18 protein-coding genes are annotated in these 19,231 nt (G+C 55.6%); 4 read left to right on the plus strand and 14 right to left on the minus strand.

Going from position 1 to position 19,231, the window contains the following annotated elements; translation table 11 throughout:
• Positions 1-34: 34 nt before the first annotated feature.
• Together aspS and CLV44_RS09435 are read right to left on the minus strand one after the other, a co-directional pair.
• Entirely contained in the window at positions 35-1,798 is a 1,764-nt protein-coding gene (gene aspS, locus CLV44_RS09430) for an aspartate--tRNA ligase (RefSeq protein WP_106591875.1), read from the minus strand.
• Positions 1,799-1,904: 106 nt separating this feature from the next.
• Positions 1,905-2,351 carry an HIT domain-containing protein gene (locus tag CLV44_RS09435; protein ID WP_106591876.1) on the minus strand — a complete coding sequence of 149 codons (447 nt, stop codon included), beginning with the start codon at positions 2,349-2,351 and terminating at the stop codon, positions 1,905-1,907.
• Between the two features lie 63 nt (positions 2,352-2,414).
• Here CLV44_RS09435 and CLV44_RS09440 point away from each other — a divergent pair, with 63 nt between their 5' ends.
• On the plus strand, positions 2,415-3,545 hold the full coding sequence (locus CLV44_RS09440; RefSeq protein ID WP_106591877.1) for a GNAT family N-acetyltransferase: 1,131 nt from the start codon (positions 2,415-2,417) through the stop codon (positions 3,543-3,545).
• Between the two features lie 22 nt (positions 3,546-3,567).
• On the opposite strand, the gene CLV44_RS09445 is transcribed toward CLV44_RS09440, so the two are convergent.
• Both CLV44_RS09445 and CLV44_RS09450 read right to left on the minus strand, forming a co-directional pair.
• On the minus strand, positions 3,568-4,884 hold the full coding sequence (locus CLV44_RS09445) for a Na+/H+ antiporter family protein (protein ID WP_106591878.1): 1,317 nt from the start codon (positions 4,882-4,884) through the stop codon (positions 3,568-3,570).
• 82 nt (positions 4,885-4,966) lie between these two features.
• On the minus strand, positions 4,967-5,584 hold the full coding sequence (locus CLV44_RS09450) for a flavin reductase family protein (protein ID WP_106591956.1): 618 nt from the start codon (positions 5,582-5,584) through the stop codon (positions 4,967-4,969).
• Between the two features lie 232 nt (positions 5,585-5,816).
• Here CLV44_RS09450 and CLV44_RS09455 point away from each other — a divergent pair, with 232 nt between their 5' ends.
• Positions 5,817-6,080, plus strand: a complete 264-nt coding sequence (locus CLV44_RS09455; protein WP_106591879.1) for a hypothetical protein — start codon at positions 5,817-5,819, stop codon at positions 6,078-6,080.
• A gap of 43 nt (positions 6,081-6,123) precedes the next feature.
• On the opposite strand, the gene CLV44_RS09460 is transcribed toward CLV44_RS09455, so the two are convergent.
• Together CLV44_RS09460 and CLV44_RS09465 are read right to left on the minus strand one after the other, a co-directional pair.
• Positions 6,124-7,053: an electron transfer flavoprotein subunit alpha/FixB family protein gene (locus CLV44_RS09460; RefSeq protein ID WP_106591880.1), complete on the minus strand. Its 930-nt coding sequence runs from the start codon at positions 7,051-7,053 to the stop codon at positions 6,124-6,126.
• Positions 7,053-7,802 (minus strand): electron transfer flavoprotein subunit beta/FixA family protein, encoded by a 750-nt coding sequence (locus CLV44_RS09465; protein WP_106591881.1) that lies wholly within the window; start codon positions 7,800-7,802, stop codon positions 7,053-7,055. Before CLV44_RS09465 ends, CLV44_RS09460 begins: the two co-directional genes overlap by 1 nt.
• 260 nt (positions 7,803-8,062) lie before the next feature.
• Here CLV44_RS09465 and CLV44_RS09470 point away from each other — a divergent pair, with 260 nt between their 5' ends.
• Both CLV44_RS09470 and CLV44_RS09475 read left to right on the plus strand, forming a co-directional pair.
• On the plus strand, positions 8,063-9,697 hold the full coding sequence (locus tag CLV44_RS09470) for an electron transfer flavoprotein-ubiquinone oxidoreductase (RefSeq protein WP_106591957.1): 1,635 nt from the start codon (positions 8,063-8,065) through the stop codon (positions 9,695-9,697).
• Positions 9,698-9,993: 296 nt separating this feature from the next.
• Positions 9,994-11,472 carry an anion permease gene (locus CLV44_RS09475; RefSeq protein ID WP_106591882.1) on the plus strand — a complete coding sequence of 493 codons (1,479 nt, stop codon included), beginning with the start codon at positions 9,994-9,996 and terminating at the stop codon, positions 11,470-11,472.
• Positions 11,473-11,553: 81 nt separating this feature from the next.
• Here CLV44_RS09475 and CLV44_RS09480 read toward each other — a convergent pair whose 3' ends face one another.
• The 8 genes from CLV44_RS09480 to CLV44_RS09515 all read right to left on the minus strand — a co-directional run bounded on the left by CLV44_RS09480 (position 11,554) and on the right by CLV44_RS09515 (position 19,219).
• Complete coding sequence (locus tag CLV44_RS09480; RefSeq protein WP_245912652.1) at positions 11,554-11,973, minus strand: YccF domain-containing protein; 420 nt, start codon at positions 11,971-11,973, stop codon at positions 11,554-11,556.
• 19 nt (positions 11,974-11,992) lie between these two features.
• Complete coding sequence (locus CLV44_RS09485) at positions 11,993-12,277, minus strand: hypothetical protein (protein ID WP_106591883.1); 285 nt, start codon at positions 12,275-12,277, stop codon at positions 11,993-11,995.
• A 107-nt stretch (positions 12,278-12,384) separates the two neighbouring features.
• Positions 12,385-12,765, minus strand: coding sequence for a hypothetical protein (locus tag CLV44_RS09490; RefSeq protein WP_211298114.1), 381 nt, complete (start codon positions 12,763-12,765; stop codon positions 12,385-12,387).
• Positions 12,766-12,982: 217 nt separating this feature from the next.
• Positions 12,983-14,089 carry a cell division protein ZapE gene (gene zapE / locus CLV44_RS09495; RefSeq protein WP_106591884.1) on the minus strand — a complete coding sequence of 369 codons (1,107 nt, stop codon included), beginning with the start codon at positions 14,087-14,089 and terminating at the stop codon, positions 12,983-12,985.
• On the minus strand, positions 14,086-14,922 hold the full coding sequence (locus CLV44_RS09500) for an ion transporter (protein ID WP_106591885.1): 837 nt from the start codon (positions 14,920-14,922) through the stop codon (positions 14,086-14,088). Before CLV44_RS09500 ends, zapE begins: the two co-directional genes overlap by 4 nt.
• A gap of 67 nt (positions 14,923-14,989) precedes the next feature.
• Complete coding sequence (locus CLV44_RS09505; RefSeq protein ID WP_106591886.1) at positions 14,990-16,930, minus strand: alkaline phosphatase D family protein; 1,941 nt, start codon at positions 16,928-16,930, stop codon at positions 14,990-14,992.
• Positions 16,931-16,989: 59 nt separating this feature from the next.
• A complete protein-coding gene (locus tag CLV44_RS09510; protein WP_106591887.1) occupies positions 16,990-17,175 on the minus strand; it encodes a hypothetical protein in 186 nt (61 codons plus the stop codon).
• Positions 17,176-17,329: 154 nt separating this feature from the next.
• Positions 17,330-19,219 carry a propionyl-CoA synthetase gene (locus CLV44_RS09515; protein WP_106591888.1) on the minus strand — a complete coding sequence of 630 codons (1,890 nt, stop codon included), beginning with the start codon at positions 19,217-19,219 and terminating at the stop codon, positions 17,330-17,332.
• Between the last annotated feature and the right edge of the window lie 12 nt (positions 19,220-19,231).

Raw genomic sequence — 19,231 nt, forward strand, 5'->3', positions numbered from 1 at the left:
TGCGGGTGGCACTGAAGGCCACCCGCGATACGCATCAGGGAGTTTTGCGCAGTTTGATGTTCAGCTCACGCAGCTGAGCGGCACTGACTTCACCCGGTGCATCTGTCAACAGACAGGCGGCACTCTGGGTTTTCGGGAATGCGATAACTTCACGGATCGACGCGGAACCGGTCATCAGCATGACCAGACGGTCAAGACCGAATGCAAGGCCACCATGGGGCGGAGCACCGAATTTCAGCGCGTTGAGCAGGAAGCCGAACTTCTCTTCCGCTTCTTCATCACTGATACCCAGCACCTTGAAGACCGCTTTCTGCATCGCCTGGTCGTGGATACGCACAGAACCACCACCCAGCTCGGTACCGTTCAACACCATGTCATACGCGCGTGACAGCTTGCCTTCCGGCTCTGCGATCAGCTCTTCAGGCGAGCAGCTCGGCGCAGTGAACGGGTGATGCAGTGCAGTCATGCCGCCATTACTGGTCTCTTCGAACATCGGGAAATCAACAACCCACAGCGGCGCCCATTCGCGCTCGATCAGGTTCATGTCTTCGCCAACCTTGATACGCAGCGCACCCAGTGCTTCGTTGACCACGGTTTCCTTATCGGCACCGAAGAAGATGATATCGCCGTTGCTCGCATCCAGACGCTCCATGACCTTCATGGCTACATCTTCGCCCAGGAACTTGACGATCGGGGACTGCAGACCTTCCGCACCCTTCTCCAGTTCGTTGACCTTGATCCAGGCCAGACCCTTGGCACCATAGATACCGACGAACTTGGTGTAGTCGTCAATGATCTTACGGGTCAGTTCGGCACCGCCCGGCACTTTCAGTGCAGCAACACGGCCTTTCGGATCTTTGGCCGGACCAGCAAACACCTTGAATTCAATATCCTGCAGCAGATCAGCCACGTCTACCAGTTCCAGCGGGATACGCAGGTCGGGCTTATCGGAACCGAAACGCTTCATCGCCTCGGAATACGGCATCCGCGGGAACTGGCCAAGATCTACACCCAGCAGTTCGGTGAACAGCTCGCGGATCATGTTTTCGGTCAGACCCATGATGCCTTCCTCGTCCATGAACGAGGTTTCGATGTCGATCTGGGTAAATTCAGGCTGACGATCAGCACGCAGGTCTTCATCACGGAAGCACTTGGCGATCTGGTAGTAACGGTCGAAGCCAGACACCATCAGCAACTGCTTGAACAGCTGCGGTGACTGCGGCAACGCGAAGAAGCTGCCCTCATGAGTACGACTCGGCACCAGATAGTCACGCGCACCTTCCGGCGTTGCACGGGTCAGGATCGGCGTTTCGATATCAAGGAAGCCGTTGTCTTCGAGGTAGTTACGGATGTTATGGGTGATCTGGGAGCGGAAACGCAGCTTGCGCTGGATTTCCGGACGACGCAGATCGATGAAACGGTGACGCAGACGTACATCCTCGCCCACCTGCTGGTGTTCATCCAGCTGGAATGGCGGTGTCTCAGCCTTGTTAAGGATGATCAGTTCCTTGCCCAGCACTTCGATCTCGCCGGTACCCATATCCTTGTTGGTCGTACCTTCGGGACGTGCGCGCACCGTACCACGTACTTCAACCACGTATTCGCTACGGACACTGTCGGCCAGATTGAAGCTTTCTTCACGGTCCGGGTCAAACACAACCTGGGAAATGCCTTCACGGTCACGAAGGTCGAGGAAAATCACCCCGCCGTGATCTCGACGGCGGTGTACCCAACCGCTGAGAGTAATATCTTCGCCGATATGTTCTGCTCTGAGATCGCCGCAATAATGGCTGCGCATAGTGTCCTGTTCCTGTATCCGAATGCAACATGGAAATTAAAGGCGGGAATTATAACTGATTTAGCCGGGCCTGACAGGCCCGGCGGCAGGGATTGACGGTCAGTAATCAGTTGTGCGGCTCGAAGGCCAGCTCACCATCAAGCAACACCTCCAGCTTGGTGCGCACGCGATCCAGCTGTTCCGGCGTGTAAGGTACCGCCGGATGCTGGCCCCAGACCGGCCCCGGCCAGGCTGGATCCGAGGCCTGACGAGCGATGACATGCATATGCAACTGAGGCACCATATTGCCCAGCGTCGCCACGTTCATCTTGCTCGCTTGAAACAGATCTGCCAGAGTTTCTGCCAGCTCGCTGACTTCATGCATCAACTGTTGCTGCTCATTGGCTGGCAGGTGGTACAGTTCGGTCACCCCGGCGCGGCGCGGCACCAGTATCAGCCACGGGTACTGACTGTCGTTCATCAGCAGCAAGCGACATAACGGGAAATCACCCAGCGCGATGGTATCAGCCATCAAGCGGGGATCGAGTTCAAATTCCAGTTCAAGTTCGTCCATCACCCTGCTCCTCAAAAAATATGCTTGGCAATCCAAGTGTTACCAGAATTAGTATAGGTCAGCATGTATAAAGTCAATCTTCACCCCAGCATTGATGCGATCGATCCCGACCACTGGGACGCACTCTGCGATCCGGGCTATCCGTTCCTGCGCCACGCCTTCCTGCTGGCACTGGAAACCTCCCGTTCGGTCAGCCCCGAGAATGGCTGGCAGCCCTTGCATCTGGAGCTGATGCAGGATGACACCTGCGTACTGGTCATGCCGCTCTATCTGAAGTCCCACTCCTGGGGCGAATACGTCTTCGACTGGGCTTGGGCGGATGCCTATCAACGCAACGGTTTGGCGTATTACCCCAAGCTGCTCAATGCCATCCCGTTTACCCCTGCCACCGGCCCTCGTTACGGTACATCGCTGCCAGCACGTGAAGCGGCACGACTGCTGCCAAACCTGCTGGATCAGGTCATGCAACAGTTCAAGGCATCGTCCTGGCACAGCCTGTTTCCCGAACAACAGGTTGCCGATGCAATGCCCCCTGATGTACTCAATCGGTCAGGTTGCCAGTATCACTGGTTCAACCATGGCTATAACGACTTCGAACACTTCCTCAGCCGTTTCACGTCACGCAAACGCAAGGCCGTGAAACGAGAGCGGCGCAAGGTCAGCGAACAGGGCGTCACCTTACAGCGCCTGACCGGACAGCAGATTCAGACCGAGCATCTGGAATGCTTTTATCAATTCTATCAGTCCACTTATCTCAAACGCGGCCGTCAAGGCTACCTGTCCGCCGCATTTTTCCAGCAGTTACTGCAGACCATGCCGGAACAGATACTACTCGTGCTGGCCGAACACACGGGCACACCGGTTGCCGCAGCACTGTACTTCAAAGGCAATGACACCCTGTATGGGCGCTATTGGGGCTGCAGTGCCGACCACGACAGCCTGCACTTTGAGGCCTGCTATTATCAGGGCATCGAGTTCTGCATCGAACACGGCCTGAATCATTTCGATCCAGGCGCTCAGGGTGAACACAAAATTCAGCGTGGCTTTGAACCGATTCGTACCCGGTCATTACACCGCATTGCAGACCCGCGTTTTGCCCAGGCCATTGAGGATTTCATTGAGGAAGAGCGCGCTCTGATGGAACAACAGATCGCGGAGCTGACAACCTGGCTGCCCTTTCGACAGCCAGATTAATCCAATAGGCTGAACCCGTGTTTTAGAGCACCATCGCTGCTGTCCAGCCTGCCACCAGTAGCGGCAGATTGTAGTGCAGGAAGGTGGGCACCACGGTGTCCCAGATATGATGGTGCTGGCCGTCCACGCTCAAACCGGCCGTCGGCCCCAGCGTGGAGTCGGAAGCCGGCGAGCCGGCATCACCCAGCGCACCTGCCGTACCCACCAGTGCAACAATTGCCAATGGACTGAAACCCAGCGACAGGCCCAGCGGCACATAGATCGCGGCGATGATCGGAATGGTCGAAAATGAAGAACCGATTCCGAGCGTAACCAGCAACCCGACCAGCAACATCAACAATGCCGCCAACGCCTTGTTGCCATCAATGACCTCGGCACTGCTTTCCACCAGAGTAGTGATTTCACCGGTCTGACGCATCACCTCGGCAAAACCGGCAGCGGTAATCATGATAAAGCCGATCATGGCCATCATCTTCATGCCATCAATCAGCACACCATCTGCCTGTTTCCAGCGGATAATGCCGGTCAGTGTGCACAACATGTAGCCCGACAGCGCGCCCAGCACCATGGAACCCGTCCAGAGCTGCACACCAAACGCCGCCAACAAGGCCACCATTACCGAAACCAGACGCGCCGTGCTGTAATTGACTTCTGCACGTTCGGCCGCCTCCAGTCGCTCCATGTCATAACGTCGCGGCTTGCGATATGTGAACAGGGCCAGCATCAGACCAACCAACATGCCGGCAGCCGGAATCCACATCGCCGCCATCACATTGATGCCTTCAGTACCCAGGCCATTACTGCCCAGGTTTTTCAGCAGAATATCGTTCAGAAAGATACCGCCAAAACCAACCGGCAGGAACATGTAAGGCGTCACCAGACCAAAGGTAAGGACACAGGCAATCAGACGACGGTCCAGCTGCATTTTACTCATCACCATCAGCAGCGGGGGTACCAGCAGCGGAATAAAGGCAATATGGATCGGAATCAGGTTCTGTGACGAAATTGCGACCGCGGCCAGCACCAGAATCAGCGAATACTTCACGACCCGGTTTGCCCGCCCTTGCGTGGTACCCAGCTTACGCTGCACCAGGTCAGCCAACGCATGCGGCAGACCCGACTGGGCAATTGCGACGGCAAAACCGCCCAGCATGGCATAGTTCAGAGCCACCTCGGCACCGCCGCCGATGCCACCGGTAAACGCCGCCAACGTGGCATCAAGCCCCATTCCTGCCAACAAACCGGCGCTCAAGGCACCCAGCACCAGCGCCACGACAACCGGTGTACGCAACAAGCTCAACACCAGCATCACGACGACTGCTGCAACTACAGCATTCATTTATGTCTCTCCCGAAAGCTCAAATATGGCCACAAAAAAGCGCGCTACTCTGCAGCAGCACCGGACAGATGTCAAACACCTGTCAGCGTCGCTCGATACGGAACACTTCACCAAAACTGGCATATTCAGAGCCACCGAGTCGCGCCAGCGGACGCACCAACTCGGCATCCACACGCACGCGCCCCTTGGCATCGGTATAACAGGCACGGTCATCCACCCACACCTGCTCCACCTCGACCAGCAACAGGTTCTGCGGCTTGTTACCCACTTCCATATGCTGATACAAGCGACAGGCCATCGCAATCGGCACACCCTGAATACGTTTCATGCCCGTATCAGCGAAATCAACCAACTCATACCCCGCCAACGCCAGTTCCGATTCACCAAAGGGCAACTCACGCGCCGTATCCGACACCGCCTGTGCCTGATCTTCAGCACCGACATGAATAACACAACGCTTGCGCTCCAACAGATTGCGGCAGCTATCTTTCAATGTTCCGTCGGATTTCTGTCCCATGGACAGCATCAGAATGGGCGGATCATTACACACCGCATTGAAAAAGGAGAATGGTGCAAGGTTAAGACTGCTGAAATCAGCATCGTTTGGACTCAGCACCCAGGCAATCGGCCGAGGGATAATGACCTGAGTCAATGTGTGGTAAATCTCGGCCGGACTCATACGGTCGGAGGAAAATAACATTGCTGCTTCCGCTCTGTCGGTTGAAAACCGCGCCAGCATATCACCTCATACCCTTCTGCCGCCCTTCTACGTGCAGGTGCAGCATGAAACTCTCGACAAACAATTTTAAAACAGATGAAGAAATCACATGCTCGCGGCCTCGAATTGAGCTGACAACCGCCTACACTGAGGGCTCCAACCGAAGCAGCCTGGACGGCCACTTCACCCTGCAAGATAAAACGAGGAGAGTGGTATGTTGACGTATGAAGAATGTTTGGAAATGAGCGACCTGTCCGCAGACGAGATCAGCGCCATCGCCGAACATGAACACATGAACCCCATGATCGCGGTTGCACTGGGGCATTACCTGATCACCCATGATGGCGAGAATCGTATCAAGCGCTTCATTCTGGATGATATTGAACGGGCAAAACGATGCGGGGACCAGCATCGGCAGGCTCTGTTAAACGGTGCCTTGCGTCACTTCATCGCCACCCATCCACAGCATACTCAGTAACATGACCAGGCCACAGCCATGCTGTGGCCTGGTTGCTTACAACTTACAACGCGCTATCGAGTTCCGGCAGAGCCGTGAACAGATCGGCCACCAGCCCATAATCGGCTACCTGGAAGATCGGCGCCTCTTCATCCTTGTTGATCGCAACAATCACCTTGGAATCCTTCATCCCGGCCAAGTGCTGAATCGCACCGGAAATGCCTACAGCGATGTAAAGATCAGGCGCAACGATCTTGCCCGTCTGACCCACCTGCATGTCGTTCGGCGCAAAACCGGCATCCACGGCCGCACGTGACGCGCCCACTGCCGCACCCAGTTTGTCAGCGACTTTTTCCAACAGGTGGAAATGCTCACTGTCCGCCATCCCACGGCCACCCGAGATAACCACACGTGCAGAGGTCAATTCCGGACGATCGGATTTAGCCATTTCCTCACCCACGAAGCGGCTCAAACCGGCATCTTCAACCTGAGACAGCACTTCAACAGCGGCACTGCCACCTTCAGCCGCAACCGCATCGAATGCAGTCCCGCGCACAGTAATCACTTTAACCGCATCCAGAGACTGCACGGTTGCGATGGCATTACCGGCATAGATCGGACGCGCAAAGGTATCGGCCGATTCAACCTTGACGATATCGGAAATCTGCCCCACATCCAGCAGCGCGGCCACGCGCGGCATGAAGTTCTTACCATTGGCCGTCGCCGGTGCCAGAATATGGGTATACCCTTCAGCGAGAGACAGAATCAATGCCGCCATGTTCTCGGCAATCTCGTGATCGTACGCCGGGTTGTCTGCCAGCAATACCTTGCTTACGCCTACTGCCTTGGCCGCATTTTCTGCCGCCGTGGCACAACCGTTTCCGGCGACCAACACCGTGACATCACCACCAATTTCAGCCGCCGCAGCAAGCGTCACCAGTGTAGACGGCTTCAGCGCCTGATTATCATGTTCAGCAATTACCAGAATAGTCATCAGATCACCTTCGCCTCGTTCTTCAGTTTTTCGACCAGCTCAGCAATATCCGCCACCTTGATACCGGCAGAACGCTCGGCCGGTGACTCCACCTTCAACAGTTTGGTGTGTGCACGCACTTCAACACCCAGATCAGCAGGCGTGACTGTTTCCAGCGGCTTGCGCTTGGCTTTCATGATATTGGGCAAAGAGGCATAACGCGGCTCGTTCAGGCGCAGATCGACCGTAACAACAGCCGGCGTGTTCAACGCGATCGTCTGCAACCCGCCATCCACTTCACGAGTGACCTGAAGCTGATTACCGTCAACCTTGATCTCTGAAGCAAAGGTACCTTGCCCCATGCCAGTCAAGGCTGCCAGCATCTGACCGGTCTGATTGTTGTCGGAGTCAATCGCCTGCTTGCCCATCAGCACCAGATCTGGCTGCTCTTTCTCGACGATCTTCGCCAACAGTTTAGCGACCGACAGGGATTCCAGCGTATCGTCGCTCTGCACCAGAATGGCGCGATCGGCACCCAGCGCCAGCGCTGTACGCAACTGTTCCTGAGCGGCCTGAGCACCCAGAGAGACAACCACGACTTCACTGGCCTGTCCGGATTCTTTCAAGCGCACCGCTTCTTCAACCGCAATCTCACAGAAGGGGTTGATTGCCATTTTTACATTATTCAGATCAACGTCAGTATTGTCGGACTTGACGCGTACCTTGACGTTGTAATCGATCACTCGCTTAACCGTTACCAAGACCTTCATTGTCATACCCTTTGCTTGTGTTATGAGCCACCCGCAGCGGCCCCACCTCTTGTGGGTGTTGTTTTGCATCATAAACAGCCCGACGAAATAAGCAATATCCCTTATACAAAAGCAGAACAACCAAACATCCACCCTCCCGCTTTACAAATAAGGGTTTTTACTTATCATGGTTACATACAAAAATGGCATACGATGTGGCGCAGAACAAGAATAGCAACAGCACCCACACCGATGGAGGAACAACCGTGAATCGCGAATCGATGGAATTTGATGTAGTAATCGTCGGCGCTGGCGTTGCCGGCCTTTCAGCCGCTTGCCGGCTGATGCAGCAGGCCCAGGCCGCCGAACAGGAACTGACCGTCTGTGTGGTAGAGAAAGGCTCCGAAGTCGGCGCGCACATCCTCTCAGGTGCCGTCATGGAAACCCGCGCACTGGACGAACTGTTCCCCGACTGGAAGGAACGCGGCGCACCCTTGAACACCGCCGTCACCGAAGACCAGCTCCTGATGCTCAAGAACGAAACCAGCTCAGTCAAGCTGCCCAATGCCTTTGTGCCCAAAACCATGCACAACGACGGCAATTATATTGTCAGCTTAGCTAATGTGACCCGCTGGCTGGGTGAACAGGCTGAACAGCTTGGTGTTGAAGTATTCCCAGGCTTTGCCGCTGCTGAAGTGCTGTATCACGACAATGGCAGTGTCAAAGGCATCGCTACCGGCGACATGGGCGTTACCGCTGCCGGTGAACAGGGCCCCAACTACATGCCCGGCATGGAGCTGCACGCCAAATACACTATCTTCTCTGAAGGCTGCCGTGGCCACCTGGGCAAACAACTGATCGAGAAATTCGCCCTCGATAAAGACGCCGACCCACAACACTATGGCATCGGCATCAAGGAGCTCTGGGACATCGACCCGGCCAAACACAAGCCTGGCCTGGTGGTACACGGCTCCGGCTGGCCGCTCACCGATGGTGCCAGCGGCGGCTTCTTCCTTTACCACACCGATGATAACCAGGTCGTGGTCGGGCTAATCATCGACCTTAACTATTCCAATCCATGGCTGAGCCCCTTCGACGAGTTCCAGCGCATGAAGCACCACCCCGAGATCAAACAGTATCTCGAAGGTGGCAAACGCGTCTCCTATGGTGCCCGCGCCATTACCAAGGGCGGCTTCAACACCCTGCCAAAAATGTGTATGCCCGGTGCACTGCTGATCGGCTGTGATGCCGGCACCTTGAACTTCTCCAAGATCAAGGGCATCCACACCGCCATGAAATCCGGCATGCTGGCAGGCGAGTCCATTGCAGCCGTATTGACCAACGGTGACGAAGGCGGCGCAGAACTCAACAGTTTTACCGACGCATACAAAAATTCATGGTTGTACGACGAACTTTACCGCGCCCGCAACTTCGGCCCGGCGATGCACAAGTTCGGCCCTTATCTCGGCGGCGCGTTTAACTACATCGACCAGAACTGGTTTGGCGGCAAGATTCCGCTCACCCTGCACGACCTGCACAAGGATCACGAGCAGCTCAAACTGGCCAGCGAATGTCCTGAAATCCAGTACCCGAAACCGGATGGCGTGCTGTCATTTGACAAGCTCTCGTCGGTATTCCTCTCCAATACCAACCATGAAGAGGATCAGCCTTGCCACCTCAAGCTGAAGGATGCCAGCATCCCTATCAGCCAGAACCTGCCCAAATATGCTGAACCGGCGCAGCGTTACTGCCCGGCCGGTGTATATGAAGTGGTCGAAAGCGAAAGCGGACCCCAGTTCCAGATCAACGGACAGAACTGCGTCCACTGCAAAACCTGTGATATCAAGGACCCGGCCCAGAACATCACCTGGGTGGTGCCGGAAGGGGCAGGCGGACCGAACTACCCGAACATGTAGGCGCGATACGCGCCACACCTAAATTACGTCGCTTACTGTTCATTATTTAATGATATTTAACAACGACGTCCAGCCAGTCCATGAGCTGGACGTCGTGTACTTTCTCCCAACTGTACACACCTACCCTGCAGAACCCAGCCAGCTATGGCGTACATCAGCCGCGTGAACACCTGCATCCGGTTATTGCATTTACTTTGCAACCTATTGACATAACTCGTTTTTTTCTCGATGAGCATTGGACTTATTGCGACTTTGAACCAATACTTCGCTGTCAATTGTACAAATGGAGCAATACCATGCCCTCCTCTCCTTCTGGGCGCTCGGATCTGCGCCCGATTCCGGCACTGATCGCTGTCGCTATTGGCATAACCGTCTGGCTACTACCTCAACCCGACACCGTTTCCGATCAGGGCTGGCTTATGCTGGCCATGTTTATCGGCACCATCGCCGCCATCATCGGTAAAGCAATGCCCATTGGTGCCATTTCCATTTTTGCCATCGCCATGGTCGCAGCCTCAGGCGTCACCAGTGACAACCCCGGCACATCGATCAAAAACGCACTGGGCAGTTTCACCAGCCCACTGATCTGGCTGATCGCCATCGCCATCATGATCTCCAGAGGCTTGATCAAAACCGGCCTGGGTGCGCGTATTGGCTATCACTTTATCGCCCTGTTTGGTAAACGCACCCTGGGCATCGGCTATGCGCTGGCACTATCAGAGCTGACGATTGCACCCGTCACCCCCAGCAACACAGCACGCGGTGGCGGCATCATCCACCCGATCATGCAGTCTATTGCCCGCAGCTTTGATTCTACGCCCGAACACAACAGCACCGGCAAAATCGGCAAATATCTGGCACTGGTGAACTACCATTCCAACCCGATCACCTCCGCCATGTTCATCACCGCTACCGCCCCGAATCCATTGACCGTGAAGCTGATCGCCGAAGCGACCGGTGCCGAAATCAATCTGAGCTGGACGACTTGGGCGCTGGCCATGTTGCTGCCCGGTTTGGTGGCCATCGCGTTGATGCCTCTGGTGCTCTACCTGTTTTTTCCACCGGAAATCAAACAGACCGAAGACGCCACCGGCTTTGCCCGCCAACGTCTTGCGGAACTCGGCCACGTTACCCGAGGTGAAAAAATAATGCTGGGGGTATTTACCGTACTGCTGCTGCTTTGGGCAGATGTGCCCGTCTGGCTGCTGGGTGATGCCTACCAATTGAATGCCACCACCAGTGCCTTTATCGGCCTGTCAATTCTACTGCTCACCGGAGTTTTGACCTGGCAAGATATACTCAGCGAGAAAAGTGCCTGGGATACACTGGTCTGGTTTGGCGCATTGGTGATGATGGCTTCTCAGCTCAATAGCCTGGGTGTCATTGCCTGGTTTTCCGCCAGCATTCAAGGCCTGATCGCGCAGACAGGTGTCGGATGGGCAGGGGCCAGCGCCTTACTGGTGGTCGTGTTCTTGTACTCACATTATTTCTTTGCCAGCACCACAGCCCATATCACCGCCATGATGGCCGCGTTTCTGAGTGTGGGACTGGCCATGGGCGCACCGGCCATGCCCTTTGTGCTAATGATGGCGGCGGCCTCATCCATCATGATGACCCTGACCCACTACGCCACCGGCACTTCGCCGGTGATATTCGGCTCTAACTACGTGACCTTGGGAGAATGGTGGCGCGCAGGGTTTATCATGAGCCTTGCCAACCTCAGTATCTGGGTAATTGTTGGCGGCCTGTGGTGGAAACTGCTGGGCTATTGGTAAACAGAATGGACAGCAAGCGCGACAACCTGTCGCGCTTTTTTAATGCATGAGTAATTGGAATGTTCATAACCGCCGCAAGGTTTACTCCACCCACCGCTGCCGATCAATATCGACCACCGTTTGCCCGACCGGAGCCAACGCAATCATGGCCAATTTGAGATGCTGAAGACCAAAGGGTATACCGATGATGGTAATAAAACAGGCGACCGCCGACAGCAAATGGCCTATCGCCAGCCAAACACCAGCAAATATGAACCAGATAATATTGCCGATCAGCCCCAACGCTCCCGTACCAATATCGTCCTCACCGGTCAGATCCCGACGATTCACCGGTTCTTTGCCAAACGGAAAGAACGAAAACGTACCGATTACAAAGCAGGAACGCGCCCAGGGAATGCCAACGATGGTGATCAGCGCCAAAACACCGAACATCCACCAGGCAAGCCCCATAACCACACCCCCGAACACAAACCAGATGATATTTCCCAGCAACCGCAACATCGATATTGACTCCGCACCCTTACTTAATAAGTGAAACACCATCCACTTCAACTACCGAATTGGCATCCGCTCGTTCGATAATCTTCAACAGCACAGATTGAATGCTCTCATCGTTACGCACGTCGTTCTCGCTGGAAAACCTTTGCTCCTGCGGCTCGGCACCCTCTTCGGCCGTGAACGTGACTACCACCTCAGTGGCACAGTCAGCGGTTTTGCCGAAGTACGCCAATGAAATCTGGGGATAGCCTTTGAAACCCTTTTTAACCTGCTTCGCGATCCGTTTTTTAGCTTTGTCGACATTCATGCAGGAATCCTTTTAGTGTTTGAAGCTCAAGAGAATATAGCCACTAGCCAAGGCGTGGACAGGTAATGCCACAACTTGTCATATTGACGGATCTGAACCGTCACATGCTACCTGCTATTGGCCTTTTGGATGACCTCTTCACACGTAAGATCATTCCCCAAATGGATAATAGCCTTGTGCGCACCCGCACCTAAACACAGCTCAATGAAAATCCGCTCTTCGACCTGGCTAAGCCCACCCTCCACCATCATAGTCGGGTGAATCACTATTCCGGGGCTCTTTTTGATCAAACCCTTAGGCATAATTTCTTTAATCAGCTTCTTCAGCGTCTGCTCGGCTGATGAAAAGTTACCAATCAAAAGCCTTGTAGTCGTAAAATCTTCTTCCGCTATTGCACTCAACCACTCACCCTGGGTTGTAGCATTTTGCGCTTCAAACTTATTTTTACTGACTCTCACATAGAGGTCATTTTTAAAAATATTTCTCATATCACCTCGCGGCCAACTGTATTCGCTTCAACCCGTAGAAAATAATGATGTGGTGTATTTCTATAGGTTCATGACACGTGCATCCCTTATGGTGTCGTGAAGTTGGGAAGAGAATATTCGGGTCATGCGTTCAATCCTGGCCAGCGAATACTACTGATTGAGTGTACACGTGACCTAACGAGTAGAGGCTTAGCTTTTGGTCCAAGATCAGCCAAGGTTACTGCCCAAACCGCTTGAGTTGCATTTCGCGCAGTCGGCTGAGGGTACGCCGGAATGCAAACCCGAGGTAACCTTCGGGGTATAGCTGCTCCAGCGGTACGTCGGCTTCAATCCAGAGGGGCACCCCCCGGTCATAGCATTCATCCACCAGCGCAATGAAACGGCGCACACTGTTATCTCTGGTCGATAGCCTGGGTAGCTGGCGATCACCCGCTTCAACCCGCACGGCGGCATCTTCGGTGCCTCGTGCTATGCGAGCATCGTGACGCTCACCGCTGAGCTTAGGTACGCCACTGAGCAATACATGGCGAAAACGATCGCACAGGGCGATGTAATCGTTCGCCGCCAGCGGCGCTTCACATAGCTGGTCGTAGGTACACCATACCTGGACTTCGTCATATCGCAGGGCATCGATATGACGACCGTTCAACATCAGCGGCGCGCCATCTTGCGATCCCTCGGTCTGATGGGCAAAGACTTCTGCCAAGGGCTCAGCGCCCTCTTGCTGCAGCCAGTAACGCTGTTGTATTTCACCCGGGTGCAGTCGATGATCCTGCTCGCCATCCAGCGCAACAACATGCAAATGGCGCTCAAGCGCCGCAACCGCTGGCAAAAAACGCTCACGGTTGAAGCCCTCGGCATAAAGCTGTGCCGGTGGCTGGTTGGAGGTAGTCACCAGCACGACACCCTGTGTAAACAGGCGCTGTACCAGACCGCCCAGAATCATCGCATCGCCAATATCATTGACGAAGAACTCATCCAGGCAGAGCACACGCACCTCCGCCGCCAGCTCGCATGCAAGCGCTGATAGTGGATCGGCGGTGCCGTTGAGCCGGAACAGACGTCGATGCACATCCCGCATGAAGTGGTGAAAATGCTGCCGCCGCGCTGGCAATATCAATCCCGTGTGAAAAAGATCCATCAACCAGGTCTTGCCGCGCCCGACCCGGCCCCATAGGTAGAGACCGGAAACAGCTTGAGGGGTTTGCAGAAGCCGTTCGTGGCACACCTGCAACAGGTCGACCGCACGCTGCTGCGCAGGGTCGACAACATAGCCAGCGGCTAACGCCTGTTGGTAGCGTCGCGCCGGGCCGTTGCTGCTCACTCCACCCGATCCTTCTCTGGTTCCAGCTTCGACTCAATCCGATTCAGCTGCTCTGCCATCATCACCATTTGCTCACGCATCCAGTGCACCTCAGCGACTTCACCCTGCCCTGACTCAAGCTGCTGGGCGGCGCTTTCCTTCTGCATCACGTCGAGCACGATGCCGATCATCATGTTAAGGAACACGAAGGCGGTCAGGAAGATGAAGGTGAGGTAGAACACCCAGCTGTAGGGGTAGGTGTCCATGGTTGCGTACATCACGTCGGTCCAGTCTTCAAAGGTGGCAACGCGGAACAGGGTCAGCATGGCGATGGTAATATTGCCCCACAACACCGGATCAATGTCGTTGAACATGAAGCTGCCGATGGCGGCATAGATGTAGAAGATGATGAACATCAGCAGCGCCACGTAACCCATACGCGGGATCGATTTAACCAGTGCCGCCAGCAACATGCGCAGCTCGGGAACCATGGATACCAGTCGCAGTACACGGAAGACGCGCAACAAGCGGGCCACCAGTACCATTTCCGAGTCGTTGATGGGCACCAGGCTGGCAACCACGATAATAAAATCAAAAATATTCCAGCCACTGCGGAAGAAGTTCAGCAGTCGCTTCTCGGCGGCCATGCGCACCAGAATTTCGAACAGAAAAAACAACGTGACTGCTCGATCAAGCCAAACCAGTACCTGATCAAAACGTGACGACTCTTCATAGGTTTTGGCACCGATCAACAGTGCCGAGGCGATAATGACGCCGATAACGAAAGTCTCAAACAGCTTGTTGGCACGCAAGTGCTCCAACCGCTCCTGCAGACGGTACCAGTAAAGCTTCATGACAACGGTGTCTCCGCAGCTCAATCAATAGGGGAATAGCAGGCGCGGATTATACGCCAGCCCGCGATTAGCCCCAATGCTCCTCTTCATCACTAAGATCAAAGCGGATATCGCGGCCATCGGCTCCCAACTGCCAGACCTCTTCCGGCTCACCTTCTGCAGTAAAACGCACCAGCCCGATACCGGCATTATTGACCAGCCGACACCCTTCATCAGCACCTTCTGGCCTGCGCGGTGAAACGCGCATCAGGCGGCGACGGGTAAACCAGTTCAGCGGTGAAGACGGTGCATAAAGCCAGCGGTTGAGCCGGTCGAAGACCTTCAGCAACCGGCGTGGAAATTCGTTTTTCAAACCGCTGCTGGTGATCTGCCAGATCTTCGGGCCACCCTTGCGGAAGCGGATTTCAATGTCATATACAAAGGAATAGTGCACATCACCCGACAGAATCACGAAGTGCTCAGGCGTGCGCGTATGACGGAAGATATTGAGCATCACATTGGCGGCACCGGGGTGCGACATCCAGTTTTCGGCATCCACCATCAACGACTGACCGCAGGCGGCAAAGGCTTTCTGTATCGTTTCAATCAGTTTGACGCCGAAGATCGGGGCCGATGACACTATAATCACCGCCTTGCGGTCCAGTAACTGTTGTTGCAGCTCAGTCAAGGCTTCCCAATCCATCAACCCGGAAGGGCTGTTGAGATTGCGTTCGGCACGCCAGCGCCGGGTACGGGTATCCAGCACCAGCACACCGGGATCAACCGGAATCAGATAATCCCAGCGTTGAAAGGCAAACAGCTCGGCAATCAGGGTATGGTGATCCGCTTCCTGACGGCTCTCAAGCCAGCGTTCAACATACTCGCCAAGGTGTTTGCGCAACTTACGTGGGTCATTGCCACTGCCCTGACACAGGAAATAGCCGATCAGGGCGTTGCCGATAATCTGGCGCGAGAACGGATGGCCATAGGCCGACATCTCCCAGGCTGCCGACAGGTTCCAATCGTCGGTCACGTCATGGTCGTCAAAAATCATGTAGGTCGGCAAATGCGCCATTACCCGGCGCACCTGGCCCAACTGCGCCCTGAAGCCAAGAATGGCATCGGTTTCTTTTGCGTACAGTGCACTGTAGCGGGTCGCCAACGGCGGCGGTGCCAAGTCCAGCCCTTGCCAGGACAGGGGCGACCAGACCAGACAGTAACTGGCAATCACCTCGGCAAAGGTGATCAGGTGGTTATGCGCAGAGTCACTGGTAAAGATCGGTTTGCGTACACCCGCAAAGACACGCTCCTGCACACTTTGACTGAGGGCATCCTTGGGCAACAGCTGCTCACGCTCGTAGTAACAATGTGGACTTTGGCGCAGCTCCGGACCATTGGCTATACATCCGCCATGCAGGGTTTCATCCCACAACCCCAGCCGGTCACTAAGCCGATGCGCTGCCCGCAGCATCGGCCCGGCAACATCATCGGCATAGAGCTGGTCACCGCTGAGCATCAGCACCGCCGGCCACTCCTCCGCCTGATCGAGGTGCTGCTCAACCCATTCATCCGCCCGCGCCAAGCCGTCTTTGGATTCGTGGTGCGGCTTGCGGCAGGAGCCATGCAGGATCGATTTTAGCTGGGGCTGAATCACGAAACCCGGCAGTGTTTCACCCGGATACAGCAGCTCCGCGCCCCACTCGCTGATCGATTGCCAGGATTCACTGCCTGCCGCCTGCAGGCGCAGGTCATAATCGATGCGGACACCGGTCGGCAACGGCGTGGCCGGTTGCAGATGGATCAGGCAGATCCAGGCCTGCTCCCCCACCTGCAACGACCAGCACTCATCAGCCGTCAACGGTCGGTCAAGACAGATATCCTGCGCGGTCTGCAACAGCAGTGAAAACTGCAGTGGCTCGGTGATCAGACACCAGAGGGTGAACTCATCCGCAGTGATGCGGCGCAGGATTGGGCCGACAAGAACGGGAGAGAGGCTGACGGACGATGAAGAAACTGTGGAATTCGGCATGGGTCAGGGGGTGGCCGAATGAGATTTCATCCGGCCAGTGTCTCCGAAGGTAATGGATATCAGTGCAATGGCTCATCGTATTTTTTACGAATCGCCATTAAAGCAGGCTGAATATCCAGGGGGGCATAGTTCATTGCCTGCTCGAACAACTCCTTGTTCGCTTCAGACAAACGCTCCTCTTCACTCATCGCCGACAGTTTGCGCATCGCTTCGGTAAATTTGGGATGGGGTGTGCTCTGGCTCATGGTATGCCCTCCTCGCCTGAACGCAGATCGGAATTGCTCTGCTCATGACGTATTGTGCCTTTGGCAGGCGGCAAGGGCCAGCCTGCCGGTACAATCTATTCGCTTGCAAGGAGATAACTCAACGGGAAACGGGGGAGCAGACTCCCCCTAATGCTCAGGCGACGCCGACCGCTTTAATCTTTTCTTCGATTTCAGGCAGGATGCTTTCGTCATCAATAGTGGTAGGCATTTTGTACTCTTCCTGCGCGGCAATCTTGCGCAGAATCGCCCGCAGAATTTTGCCTGAGCGCGTCTTCGGCAAACGCTCCACAACCACGGCGCGGCGGAAGCAGGCCAGCGCCCCCACCTGCTCACGTACCATGGCCACCAGCTCTTGCTCCAGCTCGGCCTCATCCATTTCGACACCGGCTTTCAGCACCACCAGTCCCACTGGCACCTGGCCTTTCAACGAGTCGGTCATCCCGATAACGGCACACTCGGCAATCGCTTCGTGCGCCGAGACCACCTCCTCCATCTCACCAGTGGACAGGCGATGCCCCGATACATTGATCACGTCATCGGTACGGCCGGTGATGTAGACATAGCCGTCTTCATCCTTATAGCCGCCGTCACCGGTGTGGTAATACCCCGGAAACGCAGTCAAATAGGCACTAACAAAACGCTCGTTGTTGTTCCAGATACTCCAGGCAACACCCGGTGGCAACGGCAGCTTGATACAGATGTTACCGGCCTCCATCGGCGCGACCGGATCACCGTCACCATCCAGCACCTGAATGTTATAGCCGGGAATCGGCTTGTTGGTGGAACCCAGGCGCGGCTCAGACGGGTTGTCCCACCCCATCATCGGTGCAGTCACCGGCCAGCCGGTTTCGGTCTGCCACCAGTGGTCCACGACCGGCACTTTGAGCAGATCATGCAGCCAATGGTAGGTGGAAGAGTCCAGTTTTTCGCCCGCCACAAACAATCGGCGCAGACTGCTGAGGTCATATTGCTGCGCCAGTGCGCCCTCTGCATCTTCCTTGCGCACGGCACGGAAGGCGGTCGGGGCACAGAACATGGCATTGACCTTGTATTCTTCGATGATGCGCCAGAACGCCCCGGCATCCGGGGTGCGAATCGGTTTGCCTTCATAGAAAATGGCACTACAGCCGCCCATCAGCGGACCGTATACGATAAAGGAGTGGCCTACCACCCAGCCGATATCGGACGCGCCCCACCACACATCACCCGCTTGCATACCGTAGACGTTATTCAGTGCATAGCGCAGCGCCACCGCATAGCCGCCGTTGTCACGCACGATACCCTTGGGCTGGCCGGTGGTACCGGAGGTGTAAAGAATATACAGCGGATCGCTACCCTTGACCGGCACGCATTCGGCCGGTTCCACGCCTTCCTGGGCTTCATACCAGTCCAAATCCCGCGCCGGGTCCATCGCGGCCCGCAGCATGGGCCGCTGGCAGACCAGCGTGTATGCCGGACAATGACTGGCCAGCTCGACAGCCTTGTCGACCAGCGGCTTGTAGGCAATTTGCTTGTCGAATTCAACACCGCAGGACGCAGTCAGGATCACCTTGGGCTTGGCATCGTCGATGCGCACCGCCAGCTCATGCGGTGCAAAACCACCGAAGACAACCGAATGCACTGCCCCCAGGCGCGCGCACGCCAACATCGCTACCGCGGCTTCGGGGATCATCGGCATGTAGATCACCACGGTATCGCCCTTGTCGACACCCAGCTTGCGCAAAGCTCCGGCAAAGCGGCTGACGCGGTCCTTCAACTCATTGAAAGTAATCGCTTCCTTGGTGTCGGTGACCGGGGAGTCGTAATAGAGGGCAACCTGATCGCCACGCCCCTGCTCGACCTGATGATCGACCGCCAGATAACAGGTGTTCAGCTCACCATCGGCGTACCAGCTATGGGTACCCCAGTCGGTGGTAGTCAGAATGTTCTGGGGTTGCGTGTACCAGGCGATATTCTTCGACTGCTCGGCCCAGTACGCCACCGGGTCTTCTATGGATGCCCGGTATTGTTCGTTGTAATCCATGCCCCACCTCGT

Source organism: Marinobacterium halophilum (assembly GCF_003014615.1).
In the GTDB taxonomy this organism is placed as follows: Bacteria; Pseudomonadota; Gammaproteobacteria; order Pseudomonadales; family Balneatricaceae; genus Marinobacterium; species Marinobacterium halophilum.

Bases quoted from the DNA above. Each gene is read 5' to 3' on its own strand.
- aspS (WP_106591875.1), bottom strand. From the start codon at position 1,798: ATGCGCAGCCATTATTGCGGCGATCTCAGAGCAGAACATATCGGCGAA.
- CLV44_RS09435 (WP_106591876.1), bottom strand. From the start codon at position 2,351: ATGGACGAACTTGAACTGGAATTTGAACTCGATCCCCGCTTGATGGCT.
- CLV44_RS09440 (WP_106591877.1), top strand. From the start codon at position 2,415: ATGTATAAAGTCAATCTTCACCCCAGCATTGATGCGATCGATCCCGAC.
- CLV44_RS09445 (WP_106591878.1), bottom strand. From the start codon at position 4,884: ATGAATGCTGTAGTTGCAGCAGTCGTCGTGATGCTGGTGTTGAGCTTG.
- CLV44_RS09450 (WP_106591956.1), bottom strand. From the start codon at position 5,584: ATGTTATTTTCCTCCGACCGTATGAGTCCGGCCGAGATTTACCACACA.
- CLV44_RS09455 (WP_106591879.1), top strand. From the start codon at position 5,817: ATGTTGACGTATGAAGAATGTTTGGAAATGAGCGACCTGTCCGCAGAC.
- CLV44_RS09460 (WP_106591880.1), bottom strand. From the start codon at position 7,053: ATGACTATTCTGGTAATTGCTGAACATGATAATCAGGCGCTGAAGCCG.
- CLV44_RS09465 (WP_106591881.1), bottom strand. From the start codon at position 7,802: ATGAAGGTCTTGGTAACGGTTAAGCGAGTGATCGATTACAACGTCAAG.
- CLV44_RS09470 (WP_106591957.1), top strand. From the start codon at position 8,063: ATGGAATTTGATGTAGTAATCGTCGGCGCTGGCGTTGCCGGCCTTTCA.
- CLV44_RS09475 (WP_106591882.1), top strand. From the start codon at position 9,994: ATGCCCTCCTCTCCTTCTGGGCGCTCGGATCTGCGCCCGATTCCGGCA.
- CLV44_RS09480 (WP_245912652.1), bottom strand. From the start codon at position 11,973: ATGTTGCGGTTGCTGGGAAATATCATCTGGTTTGTGTTCGGGGGTGTG.
- CLV44_RS09485 (WP_106591883.1), bottom strand. From the start codon at position 12,277: ATGAATGTCGACAAAGCTAAAAAACGGATCGCGAAGCAGGTTAAAAAG.
- CLV44_RS09490 (WP_211298114.1), bottom strand. From the start codon at position 12,765: ATGAGAAATATTTTTAAAAATGACCTCTATGTGAGAGTCAGTAAAAAT.
- CLV44_RS09500 (WP_106591885.1), bottom strand. From the start codon at position 14,922: ATGAAGCTTTACTGGTACCGTCTGCAGGAGCGGTTGGAGCACTTGCGT.
- CLV44_RS09505 (WP_106591886.1), bottom strand. From the start codon at position 16,930: ATGCCGAATTCCACAGTTTCTTCATCGTCCGTCAGCCTCTCTCCCGTT.
- CLV44_RS09510 (WP_106591887.1), bottom strand. From the start codon at position 17,175: ATGAGCCAGAGCACACCCCATCCCAAATTTACCGAAGCGATGCGCAAA.
- CLV44_RS09515 (WP_106591888.1), bottom strand. From the start codon at position 19,219: ATGGATTACAACGAACAATACCGGGCATCCATAGAAGACCCGGTGGCG.